Origin of the sequence: Amycolatopsis sp. NPDC059235 (assembly GCF_042754125.1) — a bacterium.
GTDB lineage: Bacteria > Actinomycetota > Actinomycetes > Mycobacteriales > Pseudonocardiaceae > Amycolatopsis > Amycolatopsis albidoflava.
On sequence record NZ_JBHZAG010000065.1, the window covers coordinates 5,042 to 27,492 of the forward strand.

General features: G+C 69.0%; 19 protein-coding genes and 1 tRNA gene. 10 read left to right on the forward strand and 10 right to left on the reverse strand.

Going from position 1 to position 22,451, the window contains the following annotated elements; all coding sequences use genetic code 11:
* Positions 1-868: 868 nt before the first annotated feature.
* Positions 869-1,975, reverse strand: coding sequence for an aldo/keto reductase (locus ACFXI3_RS32900; RefSeq protein ID WP_378404834.1), 1,107 nt, complete (start codon positions 1,973-1,975; stop codon positions 869-871).
* A gap of 470 nt (positions 1,976-2,445) precedes the next feature.
* Here ACFXI3_RS32900 and ACFXI3_RS32905 point away from each other — a divergent pair, with 470 nt between their 5' ends.
* On the forward strand, positions 2,446-4,698 hold the full coding sequence (locus ACFXI3_RS32905) for an ATP-binding cassette domain-containing protein (RefSeq protein WP_378404836.1): 2,253 nt from the start codon (positions 2,446-2,448) through the stop codon (positions 4,696-4,698).
* Between the two features lie 270 nt (positions 4,699-4,968).
* Here the strand turns inward: ACFXI3_RS32905 and soxR are convergent, their stop codons facing one another.
* Positions 4,969-5,421: a redox-sensitive transcriptional activator SoxR gene (soxR, locus tag ACFXI3_RS32910; RefSeq protein ID WP_344284167.1), complete on the reverse strand. Its 453-nt coding sequence runs from the start codon at positions 5,419-5,421 to the stop codon at positions 4,969-4,971.
* A gap of 96 nt (positions 5,422-5,517) precedes the next feature.
* Here soxR and ACFXI3_RS32915 point away from each other — a divergent pair, with 96 nt between their 5' ends.
* The 4 genes from ACFXI3_RS32915 to infA all read left to right on the forward strand — a co-directional run bounded on the left by ACFXI3_RS32915 (position 5,518) and on the right by infA (position 8,262).
* On the forward strand, positions 5,518-6,153 hold the full coding sequence (locus ACFXI3_RS32915; RefSeq protein WP_378404838.1) for a DsbA family protein: 636 nt from the start codon (positions 5,518-5,520) through the stop codon (positions 6,151-6,153).
* Positions 6,153-7,085 (forward strand): NADP-dependent oxidoreductase, encoded by a 933-nt coding sequence (locus ACFXI3_RS32920; protein WP_378404840.1) that lies wholly within the window; start codon positions 6,153-6,155, stop codon positions 7,083-7,085. The genes ACFXI3_RS32915 and ACFXI3_RS32920 overlap by 1 nt, the downstream gene beginning before the upstream one ends.
* 180 nt (positions 7,086-7,265) lie before the next feature.
* A complete protein-coding gene (locus ACFXI3_RS32925) occupies positions 7,266-8,051 on the forward strand; it encodes a GNAT family N-acetyltransferase (protein WP_378404842.1) in 786 nt (261 codons plus the stop codon).
* A complete protein-coding gene (infA, locus tag ACFXI3_RS32930) occupies positions 8,041-8,262 on the forward strand; it encodes a translation initiation factor IF-1 (protein ID WP_344284179.1) in 222 nt (73 codons plus the stop codon). Before ACFXI3_RS32925 ends, infA begins: the two co-directional genes overlap by 11 nt.
* 52 nt (positions 8,263-8,314) lie before the next feature.
* On the opposite strand, the gene ACFXI3_RS32935 is transcribed toward infA, so the two are convergent.
* Positions 8,315-8,764, reverse strand: coding sequence for an SRPBCC family protein (locus ACFXI3_RS32935; protein WP_378404844.1), 450 nt, complete (start codon positions 8,762-8,764; stop codon positions 8,315-8,317).
* Between the two features lie 45 nt (positions 8,765-8,809).
* Between ACFXI3_RS32935 and ACFXI3_RS32940 the strand changes: the two genes are divergently transcribed.
* The gene (locus ACFXI3_RS32940; protein WP_378404846.1) at positions 8,810-9,418 is read left to right on the forward strand and encodes a TetR/AcrR family transcriptional regulator; all 609 of its coding nucleotides are present in this window, start codon (positions 8,810-8,812) and stop codon (positions 9,416-9,418) included.
* A 17-nt stretch (positions 9,419-9,435) separates the two neighbouring features.
* Here ACFXI3_RS32940 and ACFXI3_RS32945 read toward each other — a convergent pair whose 3' ends face one another.
* Positions 9,436-9,696 (reverse strand): hypothetical protein, encoded by a 261-nt coding sequence (locus tag ACFXI3_RS32945; protein ID WP_344284188.1) that lies wholly within the window; start codon positions 9,694-9,696, stop codon positions 9,436-9,438.
* Between the two features lie 154 nt (positions 9,697-9,850).
* Between ACFXI3_RS32945 and ACFXI3_RS32950 the strand changes: the two genes are divergently transcribed.
* A tRNA-Ile gene (locus ACFXI3_RS32950) sits at positions 9,851-9,924 on the forward strand.
* 415 nt (positions 9,925-10,339) lie between these two features.
* On the opposite strand, the gene ACFXI3_RS32955 is transcribed toward ACFXI3_RS32950, so the two are convergent.
* Together ACFXI3_RS32955 and ACFXI3_RS32960 are read right to left on the reverse strand one after the other, a co-directional pair.
* A complete protein-coding gene (locus tag ACFXI3_RS32955) occupies positions 10,340-12,307 on the reverse strand; it encodes a YhgE/Pip family protein (protein WP_378404848.1) in 1,968 nt (655 codons plus the stop codon).
* Positions 12,307-15,018, reverse strand: coding sequence for an MMPL family transporter (locus ACFXI3_RS32960; protein ID WP_378404850.1), 2,712 nt, complete (start codon positions 15,016-15,018; stop codon positions 12,307-12,309). Before ACFXI3_RS32960 ends, ACFXI3_RS32955 begins: the two co-directional genes overlap by 1 nt.
* Before the next feature lie 109 nt (positions 15,019-15,127).
* Here ACFXI3_RS32960 and ACFXI3_RS32965 point away from each other — a divergent pair, with 109 nt between their 5' ends.
* Entirely contained in the window at positions 15,128-15,787 is a 660-nt protein-coding gene (locus ACFXI3_RS32965) for a TetR/AcrR family transcriptional regulator (RefSeq protein ID WP_378404852.1), read from the forward strand.
* A 1-nt stretch (position 15,788) separates the two neighbouring features.
* Here ACFXI3_RS32965 and ACFXI3_RS32970 read toward each other — a convergent pair whose 3' ends face one another.
* Genes ACFXI3_RS32970 through ACFXI3_RS32985 form a run of 4 tightly spaced genes read right to left on the reverse strand, consistent with a single transcriptional unit; the run spans position 15,789 to position 20,383 of the window.
* A complete protein-coding gene (locus ACFXI3_RS32970) occupies positions 15,789-16,862 on the reverse strand; it encodes an amidohydrolase family protein (protein WP_378404854.1) in 1,074 nt (357 codons plus the stop codon).
* Between the two features lie 18 nt (positions 16,863-16,880).
* The gene (locus ACFXI3_RS32975) at positions 16,881-18,443 is read right to left on the reverse strand and encodes a bifunctional 3-(3-hydroxy-phenyl)propionate/3-hydroxycinnamic acid hydroxylase (protein ID WP_378404856.1); all 1,563 of its coding nucleotides are present in this window, start codon (positions 18,441-18,443) and stop codon (positions 16,881-16,883) included.
* A 30-nt stretch (positions 18,444-18,473) separates the two neighbouring features.
* Positions 18,474-19,508 carry a VOC family protein gene (locus ACFXI3_RS32980; RefSeq protein ID WP_378404858.1) on the reverse strand — a complete coding sequence of 345 codons (1,035 nt, stop codon included), beginning with the start codon at positions 19,506-19,508 and terminating at the stop codon, positions 18,474-18,476.
* A complete protein-coding gene (locus tag ACFXI3_RS32985) occupies positions 19,505-20,383 on the reverse strand; it encodes an alpha/beta fold hydrolase (protein ID WP_378404860.1) in 879 nt (292 codons plus the stop codon). Before ACFXI3_RS32985 ends, ACFXI3_RS32980 begins: the two co-directional genes overlap by 4 nt.
* 172 nt (positions 20,384-20,555) lie before the next feature.
* Between ACFXI3_RS32985 and ACFXI3_RS32990 the strand changes: the two genes are divergently transcribed.
* A complete protein-coding gene (locus ACFXI3_RS32990; protein ID WP_378404862.1) occupies positions 20,556-21,167 on the forward strand; it encodes a TetR/AcrR family transcriptional regulator in 612 nt (203 codons plus the stop codon).
* A gap of 25 nt (positions 21,168-21,192) precedes the next feature.
* Positions 21,193-22,164: an amidohydrolase family protein gene (locus ACFXI3_RS32995; RefSeq protein WP_378404864.1), complete on the forward strand. Its 972-nt coding sequence runs from the start codon at positions 21,193-21,195 to the stop codon at positions 22,162-22,164.
* Positions 22,165-22,451 lie beyond the last annotated feature (287 nt).

Genomic DNA, 22,451 nt, shown 5'->3' on the forward strand with positions numbered 1-22,451 from the left:
CGAGCCGAGCCGAGCCGAGCCGAGCCGAGCCGAGCCGAGCCGAGCCGAGCCGAGCCGAGCCGAGCCGAGCCGAGCCGAGCCGAGCCGAGCCGAGCCGAGCCGTCGCGCGTGGCCGGGCGGTGGCTCGACGCGAGCCCGGGTGCCAGGTTTGCCGGATGGCCACACGCGCCGGGGTCGGTTGAGGCTGGCTGAACCGAGCCCTCAGGTTCCCCTGGGCGTGGCACAGCGGGGGAGCGGGTCGAATCGCGGCAGCCGAGTCGGGTCCGGCGGCGCACCCGGGCCATGGCGTAGCGGGCAGAGCCTTGAGCCGGGACGACTGGGCGGGTCCAGTCGCGGTCGGCCAGGCCCCGGTGTCGCACGCTTGGCGGCGTCGTTCACTCGCCTGGCGACGGCAGGCCGGCCGACGGCGAACGCTCCGGGTCACCGCGGTTGGCCAGGTGAATCGGGCCAGGCCAAGGCGGACTAGGTCTGCTCGAGCCGAGCGGAGTGGCCAATTGCCAGGCGGGCCAGGCATTTCCGGGCGTACTCCGCGCTGCCGAGCGGACGAGTCCCGGTCGGCTCGCGGAGTTTTACGCCGCTCGTCGGTGGCGGCCGTGCGCTCGCTCCGAATGAATGGAGGCTTAAGGAGCCACGGGAACGCGCCCCCAACTGTCGCACCGGGCTCACCGCCGACGGCACGACTTCCCCGCACACCTCAACCCTCGACCTTGCCCGCGACAATCGCACGCCCGCTCCCCGCAGCTCGATTTTCGTGATCGAGCAGCGATTCTGCGGCATCCCCCGGGGCTTGCGGCAAGCCCCGGGGTGCGCTATATCTTAGAAAGGGCGAGGGAAATCATCTTTCACAATACGCGGAATCCCGCGCGGTTCACGGCTGCTTCGCCGGCACCCAGTTGCGCATCACCGGCCGATAGCCCTCCGGCTTATCGCCCACCTTCGCGCCCGGGTTGATCAGCCACGACTGGTACTCCGGCGTGAACATCCGGTACGGCCCGGCCGGCGGCACCTCGCTCGCGCGGTCCAGGGCGTCGCGCAGGTCGGCGGGCAGAGTGAAGTCGAGCGCGTGCATGGTCGCGTCCAGTTGGTCCGCGCTGCTCGCCCCGACGATCGCCGACGCGATGCCCGGCTGGGTCGCCACCCAGTTGATCGCGACCTGCGCCATCGTGACGTTCAGCTCGTCGGCGACCGTCTCGAGCGTCTTCAGCAGTTCCCACTGCTGCGCCGTCCAGGTCCCAGCGGCACCGTCGCCGGTCAGCCGTCCTTCGCCGCTCAGCCCAGCCGACGAACTGCGGTATTTGCCGCTCAGGAACCCGCCGCCGAGCGGGCTCCACGCGGTGATTCCCAGTCCCAGCTCCTGCCCCGCCGGGACGTGCTCGGTCTCGATCGTCCGCTCGATCAGCGAATACGGCAGCTGAAGGCTGATCATCGGCGGCAGCGAATGCGCGTCGGCGAGAGTCTGCGCGCGGCTCGCGTACCACGCGGGCACGTCGGACAGCCCGGCGTACCGGATCTTCCCCGCCCGCACCAGATCGTCGAACGTCCGCAGCACTTCCTCGACCGGCGTGATCCGGTCCCAGGTGTGCAGCAGGAACAGGTCGAGATAATCGGTGCCCAGCCGGCGCAGCGACGCCTCCACCGACCGGATCATGTGCTTGCGGCCGTTGCCGCCCGCGTTCGGATCGCCCGGGTCGACGCTGTTGGTGAACTTCGACGTCAGCACCAGCCGGTCCCGCTCGCCCGTCTCGGCGATGAACTTGCCGAGCAGCCGCTCGCTCTCCCCGGCGGTGTAGAAGTCCGCAGTGTCGACGAAATTGCCGCCTTCCTCGACGTACTTGCGGAAGATCGGCCACGCCTGTTCCTCGGACTTCCCGTAGGCGGCGTGGAACCCGTCGGTGCCGAAATTCATCGTGCCGAGCGCGAGCCTGCTGACCCGCAATCCGGACCGGCCGAGCAGGTAATACTGATCAAGAGGCATCGGGGTCACCGCTCCGTTCCCGAAAACACGCGCGGGCCGCGCCCGCCTGGCTCGGCCAGGGTGCCTTCGGAAAAATGGACCAGCAAGTCCAGAAACTGGGGGAGGGCGTCGGGTGGGCGGGAACGGTTGGGCTGGCCGCGAACAAGCTGGCCTCGCCGCAACCCGGCGAACTTCGACCTGCCCCAGCCGCTACTTGCTCAGCTGCGGTCCGTCCGGCCGCGCCCCGCCGACCCGTGCCTCGTCCAGCCGATCTGTGCCTCGCCCGGCCGCGGCCCGCCGTCCCGCCCAGTTGTGGTCTCGCTCGGTCGAACCGCGCCTCGTCCAACTACGACCCGCCGCCTCGCCCAGTCGTGTCTCGCTCGGCCGACCCGTGCCTCGCCCGGCTTGCCCCGCCGCACCCCAGCTCACCCCGCCCCAGCGCAGCTCAACCCACCCCACCCGAACCCCCGCCGGGACGTAGGCTGCGGGACATGCCGTCGAACATGATCAGCCTCCGCGGTGTGCGCACGCACAACCTCGCCGACGTGGACGTCGACATTCCCAAGCACCAGCTGGTCGCGGTCACCGGCGTTTCCGGGTCCGGCAAATCGTCGCTGGCGTTCGCGACGCTCGCGGCCGAGTCGCGGCGGCAGTTGTACTCGACGATGCCCGCGTTCGTGCGGACCAAACTGCCGCACGATCCGGCTCCCGAGGCCAGTTCGCTCAGCGGGTTGACCACCGTCGTCGTGGTCGATCAGCGGCCGCTCGGCACGAATTCGCGGTCGACGGTCGGCACCGCCACCGAGGTGTGGACGATGCTGCGGATGTTGTTCTCCCGCCTGGGCGAACCGTCCGCGGGGTACTCGCCCGCCTACTCGTTCAACGATCCGTCCGGCATGTGCCCGGCTTGCGCGGGGCTCGGCACGGTCACCGACATCGACGGCGAGCGGATGATCGACCGCGGCCGTTCGCTCAACGAAGGGGCGATGGTCTTCCCCAGCTTCGCGGTCGACAGCTGGATCTGGAAGCGCTATGTCTACTCGGGATTCTTCGACAACGATCTGCCGTTGCGGGAGTGGCCTGAGGAACTGGTGCAGTTCCTGCTGCACGGCCCGACGCAGAAGCCGCCGAATCCGTTGCCTCGCTTTCCGGCCAGCGCGAAATACCAGTCGATGGTGCCGCGGATCCGGCGGTTGTTCGTCGAACGCGAGGCCAAGATGGGGCCGGCGGTGCGGGCGGCGCTCGCCGACGTGACCCGGCAGCGGCCGTGTCCGGACTGCGGCGGCAGCAGGCTCGCGCCGGCCGCGCGGGAGAGCCGGATCAACGGAGTGTCCATTGTGGACCTCGGGTATCGCGACGCGGCCGGATTGCTGGAATTCTGCGCCGGGCTCGAGCACGAGTGGGCGCGTCCGCTGGTGGCGGCGCTGCGGTTGCGGCTGGAATCGATGATCACGCTCGGCCTCGGTCACCTGCACTGCTACCGCGCCACGCCGACGTTGTCCGGCGGCGAATCGCAGCGGCTGAAATTGGTGCGGCACTTGGGATCGAGCCTCACCGACCTCACGTACGTGCTCGACGAGCCGACAGACGGGCTGCATCCGGCCGACGTCGCGTCCCTCGTTGATGTACTCCGGCGGTTGCGTGATCATGGCAACACGGTGCTGGTAGTGGATCACCACGAAGCGGTGATGGTCGCAGCGGACCACGTGATCGACCTGGGGCCGGGAGCGGGGGAAGCTGGCGGACGCGTGGTGTTCCACGGCCCGCCGGCGGAGTTGCGGAAGGCGGACACGACGACCGCGCGGGCGTTGCGCACGGGCGTCCGGCTCAAGGACACGCTGCGGGAACCGACCGGCTGGCTGCCGTTGCGCGGGCTGGACCGGCATACGCTGCGCGACATCGACGTCGATGTGCCGACGGGCGTCCTCACGGTGATCACCGGGGTGGCCGGGTCCGGGAAGTCGACGCTGGCGGGCGAACTCGCCGAGCGGCACCCGCGGTTCACGGTGGTCGATCAGAGCCAGATCGTCGCGACGTCGCGATCGACGGTTGGCACCTGGCTCGGGCTGGCCGACCCGGTGCAGCGCGCGTTCGCGGAGGTGAGCGGGGAGTCGCCGAAGCTGTTCAACCCGCGTTCGCAGGGCGGGTGCCCGGCGTGTCGAGGCACCGGCGTCCGGCGGACGGACCTGGCGTTCCTGGAGGATGTCGACACGCCGTGCGAGGAGTGCGACGCGACCGGATTCCGTGCTGAGGCGCTGGAAACGCGGCTCGAAGGGCGGACGGTGCTGGAGGTGCTGGGCACGCCGATGTCGGCGCTGGCCCGGTACGTGCCGCATCCGGACGTGGTCCGGCTGGCCGCGCTGCTCGGCGAACTGGGGCTGGGGCACCTGGCGAGCGGCCGCACGCTCGACACGCTCTCCGGCGGCGAGCGGCAACGGCTGAAACTCGCCCGGCAGCTCGACTCGACCAGCGACGACCTGCTCGTCGACGAACCCACCGCGGGCCTGCATCCCAGCGACACCACGCGGATGGTGGCGCTGCTGGACCGGCTCGTCGACGAAGGCCGGACGCTCGTCGTGGTCGAGCATTCGCTGCACGTGGTCGCCGCCGCGGACTGGGTGCTCGACCTCGGCCCCGGCGCGGGCGAGAACGGCGGCCAGGTGCTCTACACCGGCACGCCGAAGGGACTCGCCGAGCATGACGGCGCGACGGGGCGGTATTTCCGGGCGGCGCTCGGCGGCTAGCGGCGACCCGCTGTGCGCGGCCCGTTGCTGGCGCGCTGCTCCGGCCCGCTGATTCCGTGAGAGCCACTTTTACGGCAGTTCGGTTCCGGTGAGGGGACCCCTCACCGACTCAGAGTCCGTCGGAGTCTCTGCTCAGGACCCGTCGGAGTCCGTGAGGGCCACCTTCACGGACTCTGGGTCCGTGAGGGGAACCCTCACGACCCGCGACCCGCGAAGCGGAGAGCGCGCGGGAAGGCGGGAAGGCGGGAGGCACGCGGAGCGCGCGGGCGCCTAATGCGGAAACCGGCGCGCCCCCGCACCGCCCTGGCCGAGGACGTCGTCCGGATTCGAGTACGGGCAGGATTTCAGCGACAGGCAGCCGCAGCCGATGCAGTCGGTGAAGCGGTCGCGCAGCGCGGTCAGTTCCTCGATCCGGGCGGTGAGGCGGTCGTGCCAGCGGCGGGAGATGCGCTCCCAGTCTCGTTTGGTCGGGATGCGCTGGTCCGGCAGTTCGGCGAGCGCGTCCTTGATCTCCTCCAGCGACACCCCGACGCGCTGCGCGGTACGGATGAAGGCGATCATGCGCAGCGTGTCGCGGCGGTACTCGCGCCGGTTGCCGCTCGTACGCCTGCTCGCGATGAGCCCGCGGCTCTCGTAATAGTGCAGCGTCGGGACGCTCACGCCGGCGCGTTCGGCGATCTGTCCCGGCTTCAGCCAGACGACCTCGCGCGTGATCTGGGGCATGGCAGCTCTTTCCGTGCTTGACATCAAGTCTGCTTGATGAAGTCCACTGTAGGCACCGCCCGGACGGCGGCGGTGATCGCGCGTGAAGGGGATTTTGTGACGACTACGACCCTGCGGGTATGGGCCGACGTGCTGTGTCCGTGGTGCTGGATGGGACATCGCCGCCTCGCGCAAGCGATTGCGGAGTCGGGTGTCCCGGCCCGCGTCGAGCATCGGAGTTTTCTTCTGGCTCCGGAAGGTCCTGGTCCGCGGCGGCGGCGGATCGGCGAGGTCGCCGCGGTCGAATGGGGGATCAGCGAGACGGAATGGGAACGCCGCCGGGACCGGATCGAGCAGACTGGGCGCGCGGACGGGCTGACGATTCGCATGGACACCGCGTGGGCGCTCGATTCCCGGCCCGCCCATCGGGTGCTCAAGCTGGCCGCCGCGCGGGGACTCGCCGAAACCGTTGCGTGGGAGGCGATGTTCGCCGCGCATCTGCGGGACAACCTCGATCTGGCGGATTGGAACGTGCTGGCGGACTTGAAGACCGGGCTGCAGCGCGACGAGGTGCTCGCGCTCGGCGAGAACGAGGACTACGCGGCGGAAGTGCTGGCGGATCACGAAGAAGGACGGTCGCTGGGGATCCGTTCTGTGCCGACGATCGTGCATGGCGACCGCCTTTTCGCCGGGGCGAGCAGCGTCCAGGAGCTGACGGAATTCGTCCGGTCGGCAGCGAAGGCGGTGGCGTGATGTCCGAGATCCCGACGGTGATGCGTGCTGCCGCGATCGACGAGTTCGGACCTGCCGAACGGCTGACCCTTCACCGGTTGCCGACGCCGGCCGCGGGACCCGGGGAGGTGCTGGTGCGCGTCGAGGCTGCTGGCGTTCAGCCGACCGACGTCGCGATCCGGGACGGCTGGACGCCGCCGGGCGCGACCATCGAGTTTCCGCAGGTTCTGGGCAACGAGTTCGCGGGGACGATCGTCCAGGTCGGTGCCGGGGTGACCGAATTCGAGACCGGACAACAGGTTTCCGGGTTCCGGGTGCTGGGCTGCTATGCCGAGTACGTCAGCGCGCCAGCCAGCCAAGTAACTCTCAAACCGGAGAAGGTCGATTGGCTGACGGCAGGAGCGCTGTCTGCTTCTGGACAGACGGCGCACACCGCGTTGGAGCGGCTCGGTGCACGCTCCGGCGAGACGATCCTGATCCACGGGGCGGCTGGCGGCGTCGGCTCGATGGCGGTCCAGTTGGCGCGCTATCGCGGGCTGCGCGTGATCGGGACCGGCAGCGCGCAGAACCAGGAATATCTCCGCGCGCTTGGTGCGATACCAGTGACCTACGGCGAAGGCGAAATCGAACGCCTCCGTAAAGCCGCCTCAGCTGGTATAGACCTCGCTCTCGATACCGCCGGGCACGGAAACCTTCGCACTGCGGCGGAGATCGTGGCCGATCGCGGCCGGATCGGATCCATTGTGGAGCCAGCATTGGCCGCCGAACTCGGCGGACAGTGGATCACCAGCGACCGGTCCGCCCGGCGGCTCGGCGAGCTGCTCGACCTGTGCGCGCGAGGCGAACTGCGGGTGACCGTCCGGGCGGAGTACCCGCTCGACGACGCCGCGAGCGCCCATCGCGAGGTGGCTGTCGGACATGGTCGCGGCAAGGTAGTGCTGCGGGCGAATTAAATCGGTGGACGGGGTCATCAGGTGCCGTTATGGTTCGCTTCGACCGTGACTCGACGCCAGGAGGTGAGCCCCATGAACGCTGTTTCGATGTGGGTGCTCCCCGTGTCGTCACGGTCGGGCGACTGACGTAGGGGTTGCCAGGAGCGCCTTGAGCTGAAGGCACTCCGAAAGGTGACCATCATGGACACTGTGCGTTTCACCGAGGGCGAACCCGCGGTGAGCATCACCCGGGTCGAACCCGGACTGTGGCAAGCGTCGGACGACGGCAGGCCGGCCGGTCGCGGCGAGGCCACCACCCGGCCCGACGGGCGGGTTTTCCTGAGCGTCGACGCCTGGCACCGCTCCGTCTTCGACCAGCTCGCCCGCGAAATGCTGGCGACCCTGCCGGACCCCGTCCACACCGTGGTCGACGAAACCGACCGCGAACTGCTGGACGGCTGGCAGCAGGCCGGTCTGACGATCCGCCGCCGAGAATGGGAGTACGTCGTGCCCACGCGCGCTGCCGGGCCGGTTGTCCCGCCGCCGGGCGTCGCGATCGTGCCCGCCGGGTCCTCTGAAGAGGGTCCGTTGCGCGAGCTGGACCGCGTCGTTCGCGCCGAGGTCGAGGCGACTGTCGGCTGGTCGGAGATGCCGGCCGAGGTGTTGCCGCACCCGGCTGGCGACACTGTCGTGGATCCGTCGAAGTACGCCGTGGCTGTCGAGGACGGCGAATACGTGGGTCTGATTCGCGTGGTTCAGGTGACGCGCCTGCCCCGGATCGGGCTCGTCGCCGTCCGCGCTGACCGGCAACGCCGGGGCATCGCGCGCGGGCTGTTGATTCACACACTCGACGTCCTGCACCGAGCAGGGATCAAGACGGCGTCCGCCGAGGTGAACGAGGCCAACACGGCGGCGACGGCGCTGTTCGAGGGCATCGGCGCGCGGCGGGCGAACAGCACGGTGGAGTTGATGCGCCATGGCCGGTAAGGGCGGGATCGAAGTCGAGGGAACCGTGGTCGAGTGCCTGCGCGACGCCCGGTTCACCGTCGAATTGCCGAACGGGCACCACGTGCTGGCCCACATCAGCGGCAAGATCAGGAAGAACTTCATCAAGATCGTGCCGTATGACCGGGTTTTGGTGGAGCTGAGCCCGTACGACCTCGACCGGGGCCGGATCCTGTTCCGGTACCGGAACTAGTCCGGTCCGCCCGCCCGCGGTCCTGGTGCTCCGGCCGGGACCGCGGGGGCGGTCAGGTCGCGTTCGCGGTGGCGAGCCGGGTCAGCGCGTCGCATTTCCGGCCGAAGTTCGCCACGATGTCCGCGCCGATGATCCGCACCATGACCGCCCGCAGCGGCGTGTCGAGGACGACGCGCTGGGTCAGCTCGGCCCCGCCGGGGACGGCCGCGACGCTCAGCCGGAGGTCCATCCGGCCGAGCGGAACGGGCTGGCGGAGCGTGAACTCGTGTCCGGGCCGCCAGGCCGTGAAGGTGAAGTCCTTCGCGATTTTCGCGTGCACGCTGCCGCGGAATCCGCCGCTGGGGTAAAGGAATCCGGTCGATCCGGCGGTGATCGGCCCGTGCAGTTCGACGCGCGCGACGTCCGGGTCCCAGCGCGGCCAGTTCTCGACGTCGGCGAGGACGTCCCAGAGCGCGGCCGGGTCGACGGCGAGGGTCCGGGTGGAGGTTTTGTCCCAGGTCATGCCCCCGAAGATATACGGAACTGCCAGTCTCGTAAACTGTGCGCCATGACGCACAACCGGCGCGGACGGCCGCGAGAGCAGGGAATCGACGAGGCGGTGCGGGCCGCGGTCAACGAACTGCTGGAGGAGGTCGGCTACCAGCGATGCACGGTCGACGCGATCGCCGCGCGTGCCGGCGTCGGCAAGGCGGCGCTCTACCGGCGCTGGAAGTCGAAGGCGGAACTCGTCTTCGCTGCCGTCGTGCACGACGACGCACTGGCAGCTCCGCCCGACACCGGCACTCTGCGCGGTGACGTGGCGGGCGTTCTCGCCGACATTCAGTCCGCTTTGGACGGACCACAAGTGCGAAACGCGTTGCCTGGCCTGCTTGCCGACCTCCGCGCCGAAGACGCACCCACGGCCCGGCTCGGCGAATTGTTCCTGGTGCGGGAACGGGCTTACCTGGTGGAGGTGCTAGACCGCGCAGTCGACCGCGGCGAGCTGCTTCGCCGCCCCGAAGTGCCCGTAGTGCACGCGATGCTGCTCGGTTCCGTCTTCGCGTGGCTGCACCTTTTGCGGGAAGCAGTGCCGCCCGGCGGTCTCGCCGAGGCACTCGCGCCTGGTTTGTACGGCGCCATTGCCGGGTTGGGCGGCGTTGCTCATTTTCCCACGTAACCGCAACGGAATCCGCGTTACCGCCGCGGCCGCGGCGACGGCTTGCGCCGTGACAGCTCGTCCGCGATTATCGCGTCCAGGCGGGTGTTCGCACTGCGAAGTGCACGGTATCCCCGGTATGCCACCACGATTACCGCAACCCCCACGACTGCGGCGACTGACAGGACCGCCCCGTGCGAGACGAGGGTGTCCCGGTAGTCGCGAGCGAGGTAGCCCAGCCCGAGCCCGGCGGCGAGAGCATCGAGAAGCGCGAGCGGAACCCGTGCTGGGATGGGCATGGCGGTCTCCTCTCGGACCCGACCCCCAGCAATCTAGGCGACTGACGGCCCGCGCGAGGGTTCCCGACCCGATCGGCCTACGCTCCCCGGCCCGCGCGGGCCCTGTGCTAAGTTGACCTGAACTGGGGGGATCGACCTGCGGAAGCGAACCCAGGGGCCGGTAGCTCAGTTGGTTAGAGCAGGGGACTCATAATCCCTTGGCCGTCGGTTCGAGCCCGACCCGGCCCACTCTGCCCCTCTTTGTATAGGGTCTGACCTGCGAAAACAGTGTCAAAACACTCTTGGCTCGAGGCTTCCCGGAGGCGCTGGGAACGAGTACGGCGCCGGTAGCCCAAGGGATTGTTCGAGCAAGCCTGTTTTCCTGACCGCCGTTGAGGCGCCCATCGGCCGACTCAACGGTCGAAGGCTGCCTCGACTTCGATGGTGGCGCCGAGCTGTCGCCGTTCCGGACAATTCTCCGGCGGTATTGGGTGGAAATGAACTGAAGACGCTGGTCGCCACAAAGGAGAAAATAAATTTGTCGAGCTGCGGGACCGGACGGTCATCTTTGGTGCTGTCTGACGACATCGTAGTTCGGTCCGGGTCCGGGCAGCAGTTGGTTGCTCAACGAGCGGGGAATGGGCGCGAGGTCGCCGTCTCCCGATCAAGTGGCGGACAGCGCACGAGTCCGCCGGAGGCGGATGCTTCTGGCGGAAAGGTACCGGCGGCGATCGGTGACCAGAATCGAAACCAGACCGCCGACCAGCAGCCACGCCGCGAGCTGGGCGACACCCGTGGCCAGCCCGGTCCCGTCGGTGGCGGCGGCGCGCAACGCGAGCACCGCGCCGTGGGTCGGCAGGTAGTCGGCGAGTGCGTACAGCGGTCCGGGAAGTGTCGAGACCACACCGGTTGCTCCGGCCAGGACAAGTACCGCGAGTGAGGCTATCCGGCCGGCCCGGCCGAAGATTGCCGTCGCTGCCTGGTTGAGGGCCACGAACGCCGACGCGGCCAGCAGTGCGATCAGCAAGAACCCGACGGTGCTGCCGAGGCCGAGTTTGAGCACGGGGACTGCGATGGCGGTGATGGCGACGGCGGCGAGGGCGGCGGCGGTCGCGCCGGGGATGGCGGCGCGCAGGATGATTCGCCAGGTGGGTTCGCGGGCGGTGAGGACTGCGTCGGGAACGGCGCGGGTGATGAGGTAGGTCGCCAGTGCCAGCGCCCACAGGCCCAAAGCGGCGAACAGCGTCAGGGCCAAGGTTCCGGTCGGGGTTCCGTCGGCGGCTGAGGTGCTCGGGGCGGCGGCGACGGTCTTGAGATGTGCGCGTTCAGCGTCGGTGTAGCTGGGCACTTGGTCGCGGCCCTTGTCGAGCTGGGTGGCCAGTTCGTGGGCGCCGTGGTCGGCTTTCTTGGCGCCGTCGGTCAGTTGTCCGGTGCCGGTAGCGAGCTTGTGGGCACCGGAATTTGCTTGCCGGACACCGGTGTCGAGCTGGCGGGCGCCGTCCGCGGCGGACGCGATTCCGGCGGCGAGCTGTTCGGATTTCTCGGCCAGCTGGGCATTTCCGTCGGCGACCTTGCGGGCTCCGGTGGCCAAGGCCTGGATGGAGTCGCGAGCCTTGACGGCGTTCGCGCGGACGGCGGCCTTCGCATCGTCGATCTTCTGTGCGTCGGTTGTGAACCGGTCTGCGGTCTGGCTCAGGTCGTTGCAGAAGGAGGGCGAGCCGCCGTTGGCGGGGCACTGGTCGGCTAGCTGCCGGAACTGCTGCGCGGCGTTGCCAGCCGACGGGAGGGCGTCGATGGCGGCGATGATCCGGTTGGCCAGCGGTACGACCACGGCGGCGAGTTGCTCGTTGCCGTCGGCGACCTGATCAGCCCCAGCGGCTAGTTGCCGGGTCAGTGAGGGCAGTTGCGCGGTGTCCCGTTCGGCTTGGGTGAGCCCGGAGGAGAGCTTGCCGGATCCGGCGGTGAGTTGTTCGGTCCCGTTGGCGAGCTGGCCGGCGCCGTCGTTGAGCTGTCCGGCGGCCTCGGCCAGTTGCCGGTTTCCGTCGGCAAGCTGGGCTGCCCCGTCGGCCGCCTGTCCGACCTGCTTGTGCAGCGTCGTGAACCCGACATACACGTTGTCCAGGTAGGTTTCCACGACTTGCTGATTGAGAGTTTGCTGGGTGGCCTTGGCGATGTGCGTCGCCAGGCTGGGATCGGTGACCCCGGCGGCGTCGGACGTCTGCACCTGCAGCCGTGCCTGCCGCGCGTCGAGCGGTTTGCCGGTGGCGCTGGAGGTGGCGTGGGCCGAGAAGTCCTTCGGGATCGTGACGGTGGCCGCGTAGCTGCCGTCGGCCAGACCGGAGGCGGCGTCGTCGGCATCGGTGAGCACCCAGGTGTACGCGGAATCCTCGCTGTGGGTCAGGTATCCGGCGAGCTGACGGCCGAGCGGGATGGTCTGGCCGTTGACCTGCACCGGTTCGTCGTTGTTCACCACGGCCGCTTTCGCGGTGCCGTGATTGGCGTCCGGCGTCCAGAACGCCCAGGTGAGCAAGCCCATGACGATCAGCGGCACGGCGATCAGACCGGCCCAGGTGCGCCAGGTCAGCGGCCCGGCGGCCAGAGCGCGGGCGGAGTTGGCGAACGGCTTCAGCATCAGCGGACCTCGGCGGGCTTGGCGGCGGTGAGACCGTGCAGGCGGGTGGCTCCAGCGGGCAGCAGGTCCCGGATGCGGTCGGGATCCTGGCAAGTGAGCACGAAGGTGGCGGCTTCGCCGGAGCGGGTGCGGCGATCGCCGAGCAGAGCGCGCACCTGGTCTCGGACATCCGTGCGGAGCACGAGATCGACGTCGTCGACGACGATGAGCCCGGCGTCGCTCCGAAGAGCTTCAGCGATCTGGCGCGCCGGGTTTTCCTCCTCGCGGCAGGGAACGACGGCGACGTCCCGGCGAAGGGCGTGTGCGTGCTGCGGCAGGACGCGCCCGAGCACCTTCAGGTCGCCGGTGAACTTCGTGACCCGTCCGGCGAGCGTGTACAGCAATGCTGTTTTGCCGCATGCGCCCGGGCCGTGCAGCACAAGGACTTCTCCGCCTTGGAGGTGCAGCTCGATTCCTGAGTAGACCGGAGCGCCCCGGTCGTCTTCGAGCCGGAGCGCACGGGCGCTGACCGCCTCGGTGCTGCCCTGCTCGGGCCAGTCGGCCAGGCGCAGTTCGTGGACGAGCGCGTCGCCTTCCGCGTCGAATACCGGCAGGGCGCGGTCGAGCTTCGGAGGTAATCCCCAGGCGCGGCGGCCCAGCAGCGCGAGGACCGCGGGCACCAGGGTCATGCGCACGACGAAGGCGTCGATGAACACTCCGACCGCGAGACTGAACGCGATCGGCTTGATCGTGGCGCTGCCGTCGGGCACGAACGCGGCGAAGACCGCGAGCATGATCACCGCGGCCGCGACGACCACCCGCGACGCGGAAACGAACCCGGATTCGATGGCGTGGTGCGGATCGCCCTGGTGGACGTAGTCCTCGCGGATTCGCGAGACGAGGAAGACCTCGTAGTCCATGGCCAGTCCGAAAAGGACACCCATGAGGATGATCGGCAGAAAGCTGATCACGCTGCCGACGTGAGTCACGTTGAGGACGTCCGCGAGATGTCCCTGCACGAACACGAACGACGTCGCGCCGAAAGCCGCGGCGACGGAAAGCAGATAGCCCGCGGTCGCTTTGATCGGAACCCAGATCGACCGGAACACCATGGCCAGCAGGATCAGCGAGAGACCGACCACCAGGATCCCGAACGGCACCAGGGCGTCGCCGAGTTGCGCGGACACGTCGATCCCGACCGCGGTGATCCCGGTGACCGCGGTCTGCGCGCCGTAGGTTTCCCGGAAGTGCGGCTCCATCCCGCGCAGCCGGGCGACGAGGTCGTCGGTCTGCACGGAGTCCGGCGCGGTCGCGGGGATGACCTGCACGATGCCGGTGTCGCCCTTGGGATTCGGCGTGGCCAGCGGCACCGAGGCGACGCCGGGCACGTGCCGGATCTCCTCGGCGAGCTTGTTCATCAGCCCGATCGGATCGGTGCTGGTGATGATGTCCGCCGTGACGATCAGCGGGCCGTTGTAGCCGGGGCCGAAATGTTCGCTGACGACGTCGTAGGTGTCGCGCGCGGGGCTGCCGTGCTCCTCGGTTCCGCTGTCCGGCAACGCCAAGCGCAACGACAGGGCCGGGATCGCGCAGACCGCCAGACCGGCCACCACGACCAGCACGGTGACCAGCGGCGCCTTGGTCGCGAGCCGGACCCACCCGCGCGCGATCTGCGGCTTCTGACGCTGCCGGGTCCGCCGCCGCGGTTTCTTGACCCGCGGCCGCAACCGCTTGCCGGCAACGGACATCAGAGCCGGCACCAGCGTGACGGCGATGGCGACGGCCAGCGCGACCGCGACGGCGGCGGCAACGCCCATGGTGGTCAGGAAAGGTATTCCCGCGACCGCCAGCCCGAGCAGGGCGATGACCACGGTCAGCCCGGCGAAGATCACTGCCGACCCGGCGGTGGCCGTGGCCCGGGCGATCGACTCTTCGACGCCGAGGCCTTCCGCCAGCTGGTCGCGATGCCGGGAGAGCAGGAACAGGGCGTAGTCGATCCCGACAGCGAGCCCGATCATCACCGCCAGCATCGGCGCGGTCGAGGAGATCGGAGTGACCAGCGTGGCCAGGAAGATCAGGCCGCCCGCGACGCCGACGCCGAGGACCGCGGTGGCCAGCGGCATCGCCGCGGCGATCAGCGACCGGAACATCAGCACCAGCACCAGCAAGGCGATGACCAGGCCGATGCCCTCGGTCGGGCTGAGCTTCGGGACCCGGTCGGAAAACGCGTCGCCGCCGGTGTGGACCTCCGCGCCGGTTGCCTTCGCGAGGTCGGCGGCGATCCCGGAGACCTGCGTCTTGGTGGTCGGGGCGACTTCGGCGAGCTGCACTTTCAGCGGCACGGCGATCAGCGCGGCCCGGCCGTCCTTCGACACAGCGCCGTTGACGCCTTTGTCGAACGGGTTCACGACCGTGGCGACCTGGTCCAGCTTCCCGATCCGGCTCACCGCTTGGGCGACCGCGGCCCGGATCCGCGGGGTATCGGCCTTCGCGCCCTCCGGCGCCACGAGCACCAGTTGCGCGGACGTGCCGCTGACCTCCGGAAAGACGCGGCCGAGGTGGTCGAGGGCGTCTTGGGACTCCGAACCTGGAATGGCGAAGGCGTCGTCGGTGCCTTGATTGGCCACGAGCGCCGCGCCGCCGGCCGCGGCCAGGATCACGACCCACAGCGCCACCACGAGTACGCGGGCCCGGGCGGCGGTGCGGCCCAGCCGGTAGAGGAAGGACGACACGGGTGCTCCCAACAGGTCGGATACAACGTGTATCGTAATGCAGTGTGCATCCGATGCAACGTGTATCCGATCACCTGGTCGGGGGAGCGGCGGAGATAGGGTGAGCGACATGGCGACGACCGGCGTGAGCCTGGAAACCCCGAAGCGCATGACCCGCCGGCGTGCGGAAACGCGGCGGCGAGTCATGGCCGCCGCCTACGAGGTGTTCGCCGAGACGGGCATCCGGGACGCTCCCGTCGAGCTGATCTGCGAACGAGCCGGGTTCACCCGCGGCGCCTTCTACTCGAACTTCGCCAGCAAGGAAGAACTGTTCCTGGCGATCTACGAGGTGGAGATGCGGGAGCGCGCCGAGCGGCTGCGCGCGGCCGTCGAAGAGGCAGCCGGCCGGGCCGCGCCCGGTTCCGTCGACGAGGTGCTGCGAAAAGCCGGTCTGCTTTTCATGGAGTCCCTCGCGGCGGACGAGACGTGGTACCTGCTCAACGCCGAGTTCCGGGCACAGGCGCTCCGCCAGCCGGACCTGCGCGCGCCGGTCGCGGCCGCCGAGCGCCGCTTCCACGAGACTCTCGCCGACATCCTGCACAACCTGCTCGACCGCCTGGAGATGCGGCTGACCGTCGATCCGCACAGTGCCGTCGTCGCGATCGTGGCGCTCTACGAGACCATGCTCGAACGCGCGATCCTCGACGAACTCCCCGACAAGGCCGACAGCCGTTATCTGACCGACGTGCTCCCTCGGCTGTTCACGGCGCTGACGACCGCGGGCCGGTGACTCAGGACCCGACAGCCTGCGCCAGCCGGGGGAGTTCGCGCAAGCTGTTGGCTCGTTCGATCTGAAGCCGGTCGCTGGTCGTGAAGGTCTGATCGAGTTCGGGCTGCGGATCTCCGGAACCGGTGAGGGTCAACTGGGAGAACGGCCAGTCGCTGCCGAAAACGACGCGGGATTGCTGCCCGGCCGCGAGCACGCTGCGCAGGTCCGTCGCGGCCGGGCTCAACGCGGTGTCGTAGAAGAAAGTCTTGACCAATTCGGCGACATCGAACGCCGACGGCCGCGGCACGCCGGGCGGGAACAAATCCGCGGCCCCGGTTTTCGAGAGCACGCCCAAGCGGTAGGTCAGGAAGGGGATCGTGCCGCCGGCGTGCGCGAGCTGGAACCTGATGCGGGGATAGCGGCGCATCGTTCCGGTGTACATCAGCATTGTCGCGGCGCGGGTGGTGTCGAAGGTGAACTCGTAGAGGAAATCCGGGAGGGGCAGTTCCGGCTTCGAGTCCTGGGACACTGACGCGGGATGGACGAAAACGTACGCGTTGTGCCGGTCGAGAGCGGCCATCAGCGGCTCGAAGCGCGGGTCGCCGAGATACACGCCGTCGTACGAGGACAACAGCACGACGCCGTCCAGTTTCAACACGGTCAGCGCGTATTCGAGTTCGGCGATCGACGCTGCCACGTCAGGCATGGGCAGCACCGCGAAGCCGCCGAAGCGAGTCGGATGGGACTTGAACAACCCGGCGGCGTAGGTGTTGCAGTACCGGGCCATGTCCCGCGCCTCCGCACCTCGGAGGAACGACACGCCGGGGTCCGAAATGGACAGTGCTTGGGCGGCGATCCCGTAGCGGTCCATGAAGTCCAGCGCCGCCTCCGGCGACCAGTCGGGGGTGGGGTAGCCGCCGATGGTGAAATAGCCGTGGCTCAGCAAGGAAGCCCGGTAGCCAGGCGGCAGGAAGTGTGCGTGCAGGTCGATCCGATAAGCGCCGGAAGGCACCCCGGCCGCCGTGCTGAACAAGCCGGCGCCAACTAGTGCCGCGGCGCTCGTGACAGCGTGGCGACGGGTGAACTTTCGGTTCATGGCGGTGGTCCTTCCAACTCAGGACAGCAGGCGGTCAGCGTCGAGCGGCCGGAGTCCCGCTGGCGGCGGGGAGAGTGCGGTCGTGGCGTCTGCGGCGGCGTAGACGAAGCCGTCTGGACGCAGGGCCAAGGTGTGCGCCCGATGCGTCCGCATCCAGGCAAGAAGGGCGTTGTCGATGTCGACCACGCATCCGTTTTCCGGCTGTGCTCCGGACGGGAGGACCGTCAGGCGGGCGGCGGCGGTCCACGCCGGGTCCGGGACGGCGGCGCAGGTGCTCAGCACGGTCCACTTGCCGTCGAGGACGTCGTCGAGCCTGCTGCGGGCACCGTCGCTGTCGAGTACCCACGGCTGGGGCACCTTGTGGCCGACAGCGGGGGCGCCGCTGCCGAGGAATCCGCGTGGGTAGCGCGCCGCGGGCAGCCAGGACAGCTTGACGAGGAGTCGCCGGACCGGCGACAGCCGCGATAGAGGACGCACCAGCGTGTCGCGGATCTGGCAGATCCGGCGACGGCGTTCGGTGATGATCCGGCCCACCAGTACCGCGCGGCGCGTCACCTCGCGCACATGCGGTTTGCGCTCGGTCTCGTAGGAATCCAGCACGGTCTCGGGCAATTCGCCGCGGATGACGGCGGCGAGCTTCCAGCACAGGTTGGCCGCGTCGCGCACCCCGGCAGCCATGCCCTGGCCGATCCACGGCGGCATGGCGTGGGCCGCGTCGCCGGCGAGGAAGACGCGGCCGACGCGCCAGCGGGCTGCGGAGCGGACGTGGTGGCTGTAGACCACCGCCCGCAGCACGGTCACTTCGTCGCGAGTGATCCCTTGGCGGCTCAGCAGACGCCAGACCGCCGCGTCGGTGACGAGTTCGTTTTCGTCGTCGCCGGGAAGGACGGGGAATTCCCAGCGGTGGTGTCCCAGCGGGGTGGGGCAGTCCACGGCGGGGCGGAGCGGGTCGCAGTGGAAGCGCAGCCGGTCGTGACCGGGCCACTCGCGCTTGACCTCGGTGTCGATGACCACCCAGCGGGTTTCGTAGGTGCGGCCGTCGAAACCGACGCCGAGCTGGCCGCGGGTGGGGCTGGAACCGCCGTCCGCGGCGATGACCCAGGAGGCGCGCACCCGTTTGAGGTGCTCGCCGCCGTCCTCGGCCAGCAGCAGTTCGGCGCCGCCGGTGTCCTGGCGTACCCGGAGGCATTCGTGGGCCAGCAGCAGGTCGACGTTCGGGAACCTCGTGACGCCCTTGCGCAGGGTGGCTTCCAGGACCGGTTGGTAGATGAACAGCTGAGGCGGGTAGCCATGGCCTGCCGAGTCGAAGGACGCGGACAGGAACGACCGCCCGCGGTGATCGACGAAGTCGATCGGCAGCCCGGCCAGCATGTCGCGCCGCAGCTCGTCGGCGAGGCCGACCTGTTGCCAGACGCGCAGCACCTCCTCGTCGGTGGAGATGGCGCGGGCGCGGGTATAGACCTCGGCGTCGCGTTCGACGACGACCACCTTCAAGCCTTGCGCGCCAAGCAGATTGGCGGCAGTGACCCCGGTGGGGCCGTACCCGATCACGGCCACGTCGTAGCGGGGGATTTCGGACACTTCCGTGTGCCTCCTTGGCTGAGACGGATGTCAGCGATGGGTGCCCAACGCGGTGGAGGACAGCGCCGGGACGGTCTCCTCCTGCTCGCGCAGCGACCGGACCGCGGCTTGGAAACGCGACATGAGGGCGGCGACGCCGGCACCGGCCGTGGTGTGCCCCCAAAGCGAAATGCCTTGGTACGTGGTGGGTTCCCAGGTCTCCTCCCGTTCGGGGGTGACGACGACCGGGTTCCAGCCGACCTCGAGTTCGAACCCGGACGGCGTGACGCAGTAGTAGGACAGCTCGCGATCGTTGGTGTGCTGGCCGATCGACCAGGCCATGGCGAAGCCGAGTTCGGTGACCCGGTGAAAGCCGGCGAGGAGGTCTTCCAGGGTGGCGATCTCGATGTTGACGTGCTGCACGGAGGTGCGGACCGGGTCGAGCGCCAGCCCGGCGACGTTGGCGAGCGCGATGGAATGGTGGCGCTGCCCGCTGCGCAGGAACCGGATGTTCAGTTTCGCCGGGCCGACGCGTTCGACGATCCGGTCCGACAGGCGCAGGTCCAGCAGGTTGTTCCAGTAGGTGTGCAACTGCTCGGGCCGGGTGGTGGTGATCGCCAGGTGACCCATGCCGGAACGGCCGGTGACGAACGCGGTGTTGCGCATCCGCAACGGCGCGGCGGTGGTGCGGGCCCGGGTGAAGACCTCGGTGGCGATGCCTTTCGGACCGGGGAATCGCCACAGCCGTTCGACCCCGCGCAGGGTGGCCTCCTCCGGGGAGCCTTCGACGACGGGAAGCCCGGCGGCGGCGACCCGTCCCAGCACGACCTCGAAGGTCTCGTGGTCGTCGATTTCCCAGCCTGCGGCGATGACGTCCTCGGCCGGGCCGCGCTGGACGAGGAACCGGCATTCGCGGTCGTCGAGGCGGAAACGCAGAGTGTCGCGGGTGAGTTCGTCGACGTGCAAGCCGATCGCGTCGGCCCCGAAACGGTTCCAGTCGGTCAGCCGCCGCGACTCGACGACGACGTACCCCAACCGCGCGGCACCGAAGACGTCCGGGCGGATCTCAGTGTCCACAATGGTCACCTGGCCTCCTCGAGCCAGTCGAGCAGCAACCGGTTGAACCGTGGCGCCTGCTCGTATTGCGCCCAGTGGCCGGTGCGGGCAAACAGATGCAGATCGCAGCGCGGCATGGTGCGCGCCAGCCACGGTCCGCCGGACGGGCGGTTGACCTTGTCGTGGGTGCCCCACACGACCAGCGTGGGCACCTGGCAGCGCGCGAGCCGGTCGCGGTCGCGAGTGAAGTCCATGCGCCACAACGTGCGCAGCGCTCCGCGCCCGGACGGGCGGCGCAGGGGCGGATTCGCCACCACTTCCGGGTCGATGCTGGCCTGATAGCGCAGTTCGATCAGTTCTTCCGGCACTTCGGACGCGTCGAAGACCAAGTGCTCGCGGATGAACGAGGTCAACTTCGCCCGGGACGGGCCCTCGCCGCCGTAGTAACCCAGCAACGCGTTCAGCCCCCTGGTCGGGGGTCGACGGGTCGTGCCGATGCCGCCGGGCCCCATCAGCACGAGCGTCTCCACCCGGTCCGGGCGGTCGAGCGCCAGCCGCAGCGCCGCCGCCCCGCCGTAGGAGTTGCCGACCACATGCGCCTTCTCGATGTCCCGCGCGTCGAGCAATCCGCGCACGAAGATCGCGAGGTCGCCGAACGGGTCGGCATGGTCCAGTTCCTTCGATGACTGCCCGTATCCGGGCATGTCCGGAACCAGCACGCGGTTGCCGGCCGCCGCGAGCGCGTCGGCGTTGCGGGCGTAGTTGGACGCGCCCGTCGCGCCCGGGCCACCGCCGTGGAGCAGGACCACCGGCGTCGCTTTCGCTGGGTTCGCCGCGGCGGTGATCTCGGTGAGGAAGATGTCGCGGGCGCCGACCCGGACAGTGCTCTCAGTGCGCCGCACCATGCTTGTGGGCGCAGCGGACGTTGGTGAGCCGGTCGACGGCACGGGGCCTCCACGTCGAGTCGGGAACAGTGTTCCTGGAGTCATCACTACAATTGGATCGATCGATACGGTAAGCTGAGCCGGCAGCGTGGTCAACCCCTTCCTGTAGTGACCGATACGGTAAGGTGCGAGTGTGAACGAACGAGGTACGCGACGCCGTCGAGCGAACGGCGAGGAGTCGCGCCGGAAGATCCTCGACGCGACCGTCGAGGTCGCCGGGGAACGTGGTTACGAGGGCACCAGCATCGCGCTGGTGAGCAAGAAATGCGGGCTCCCGGCGAGCTCGATTTACTGGCATTTCAAGGACAAAGACGACCTGATCGCCGCGGTCATCGAGCGCAGTTTCGACAGCTGGCTCGCCGCGTTGTCCCTGCCGGAGGAAGACGGAACGCCGCTGGCGCGCATGACCGGGCTGGCGCAGCAGGTCGCGAAGGCGCTGCTCGATGCTCCGGACTTCTTGCGCCTCGGCCTCATGCTCACCCTCGAACGCCGCCCCGAAGAACCCAGTGCCCGCACGATGTTCCTGCAAGTGCGCGGAGTCGCGCACGAACGCGTCGCGACCATGATCGCCGAATTCATGCCGGAACTGGACTCCGCCTCCGTCGAACTGCTCACGACGTACGCCATGGCCGGCGCTGACGGACTGTTCGTCGCGAAGGAAATCGGCGGCGACAGCGTCGACCTGATGCGCCTGTTCGAGCTGCACGCCCAGGCGGTATTCGACCTCGCTGCCCGGCTTCGCTGATCCGCCCCGAGAAAGGATGCCCCCGATGAGCCGTGCCCAGCGCATCGACACCCACCAGCACCTGGTTCCGCCCCGCTACGCGAAGTGGATGGGGGACAAGGGAATTCGCCCCGGCGGCGTCGACCTGCCGTCCTGGTCGCCTTCAGCCGCGCTGAAGTTCATGGACGGCCACGGAATCGCCACCGGAATCCTGTCCCTTTCCACGCCCGGGGTCTACTTCGGAGACGTCCCGGAGGCCCGCCGCTGGGCGCGCGACGTCAACGAGTACACCGCCGAAGTCGTCACCGACCGCCCGGATCGATTCGGATTCTTCGCCACCCTCACCCTGCCCGACGTCGAAGGCGCACTCGCCGAGGCCGAGTACGCACTCGACACACTGCACGCCGACGGAATCGTCCTGCTGGCCAACAACGACGGCCGCTACCTCGGCGACCCCGGATTCGAGCCGCTGCTGCAATTCCTCCACGAACGCCAGACGCCGGTCTTCGTCCACCCAGGCGAACTACCCGGCCCGGAGGTCCCCGGAATCCCCACCTTCACCGCGGACTTCCTGCTCGACACCACGCGCACCGCGATCAGCCTGATCCTGTCGGGATCGATGGAAAAGTACCCGGGAATCAAATTCATCCTCGCCCACGCGGGCGGGTTCGTGCCCTACATTTCTTACCGCATCCTGCTCACGATGCTGAACACGAAGAACAAGGCACAGCAAGCGTGGGCGCTGCTCGACCAGAAGCATCAGGTTCCCAAGCAGCTCGCCGTCCTGCGGCAGTTCTACTACGACATCGCTCTTTCGGCGTCGCCTTCGGCCTTGCCGAGCCTTCTGGAGGTGGCGGATCCGGACCGCATCACTTACGGCAGCGATTTCCCGTTCGCTCCCGCGGTAGCCGTCGGCTTCATGAACAAGACCTTCGAACGCTATCCCTTGGGCGACGGCCTGCGGGCGGCGATCGACCGTGGGAATTCGGAGAAGTTGTTCCCTCGTCTTAAAGGCTGACTGGGCCCGTAGGGCCGGCGTTGGGGTCGCCGGTTGGTGTTCGGGAGAGGGATGCGGGATGGCAGGTCGTAGGTGCGCCACCCCCGACCGACTGCGCGTGGTTCGGAGTATCCGGGGAGCGAGCCCAGGAGTTCGTGGGCAGGGCGGCTCTTGCCGGCGTGGTCCACGAGTTGGGCTAGTGCGGTGTCGGCCAGGTGCCGGGTAAGCAGTTCGGGAGGGCTGGCGAGCGGGTGGCTTCACGACGGCACGCTTCGTCGCGAGGAGACTGTGGTCGAGGGCATCTGACC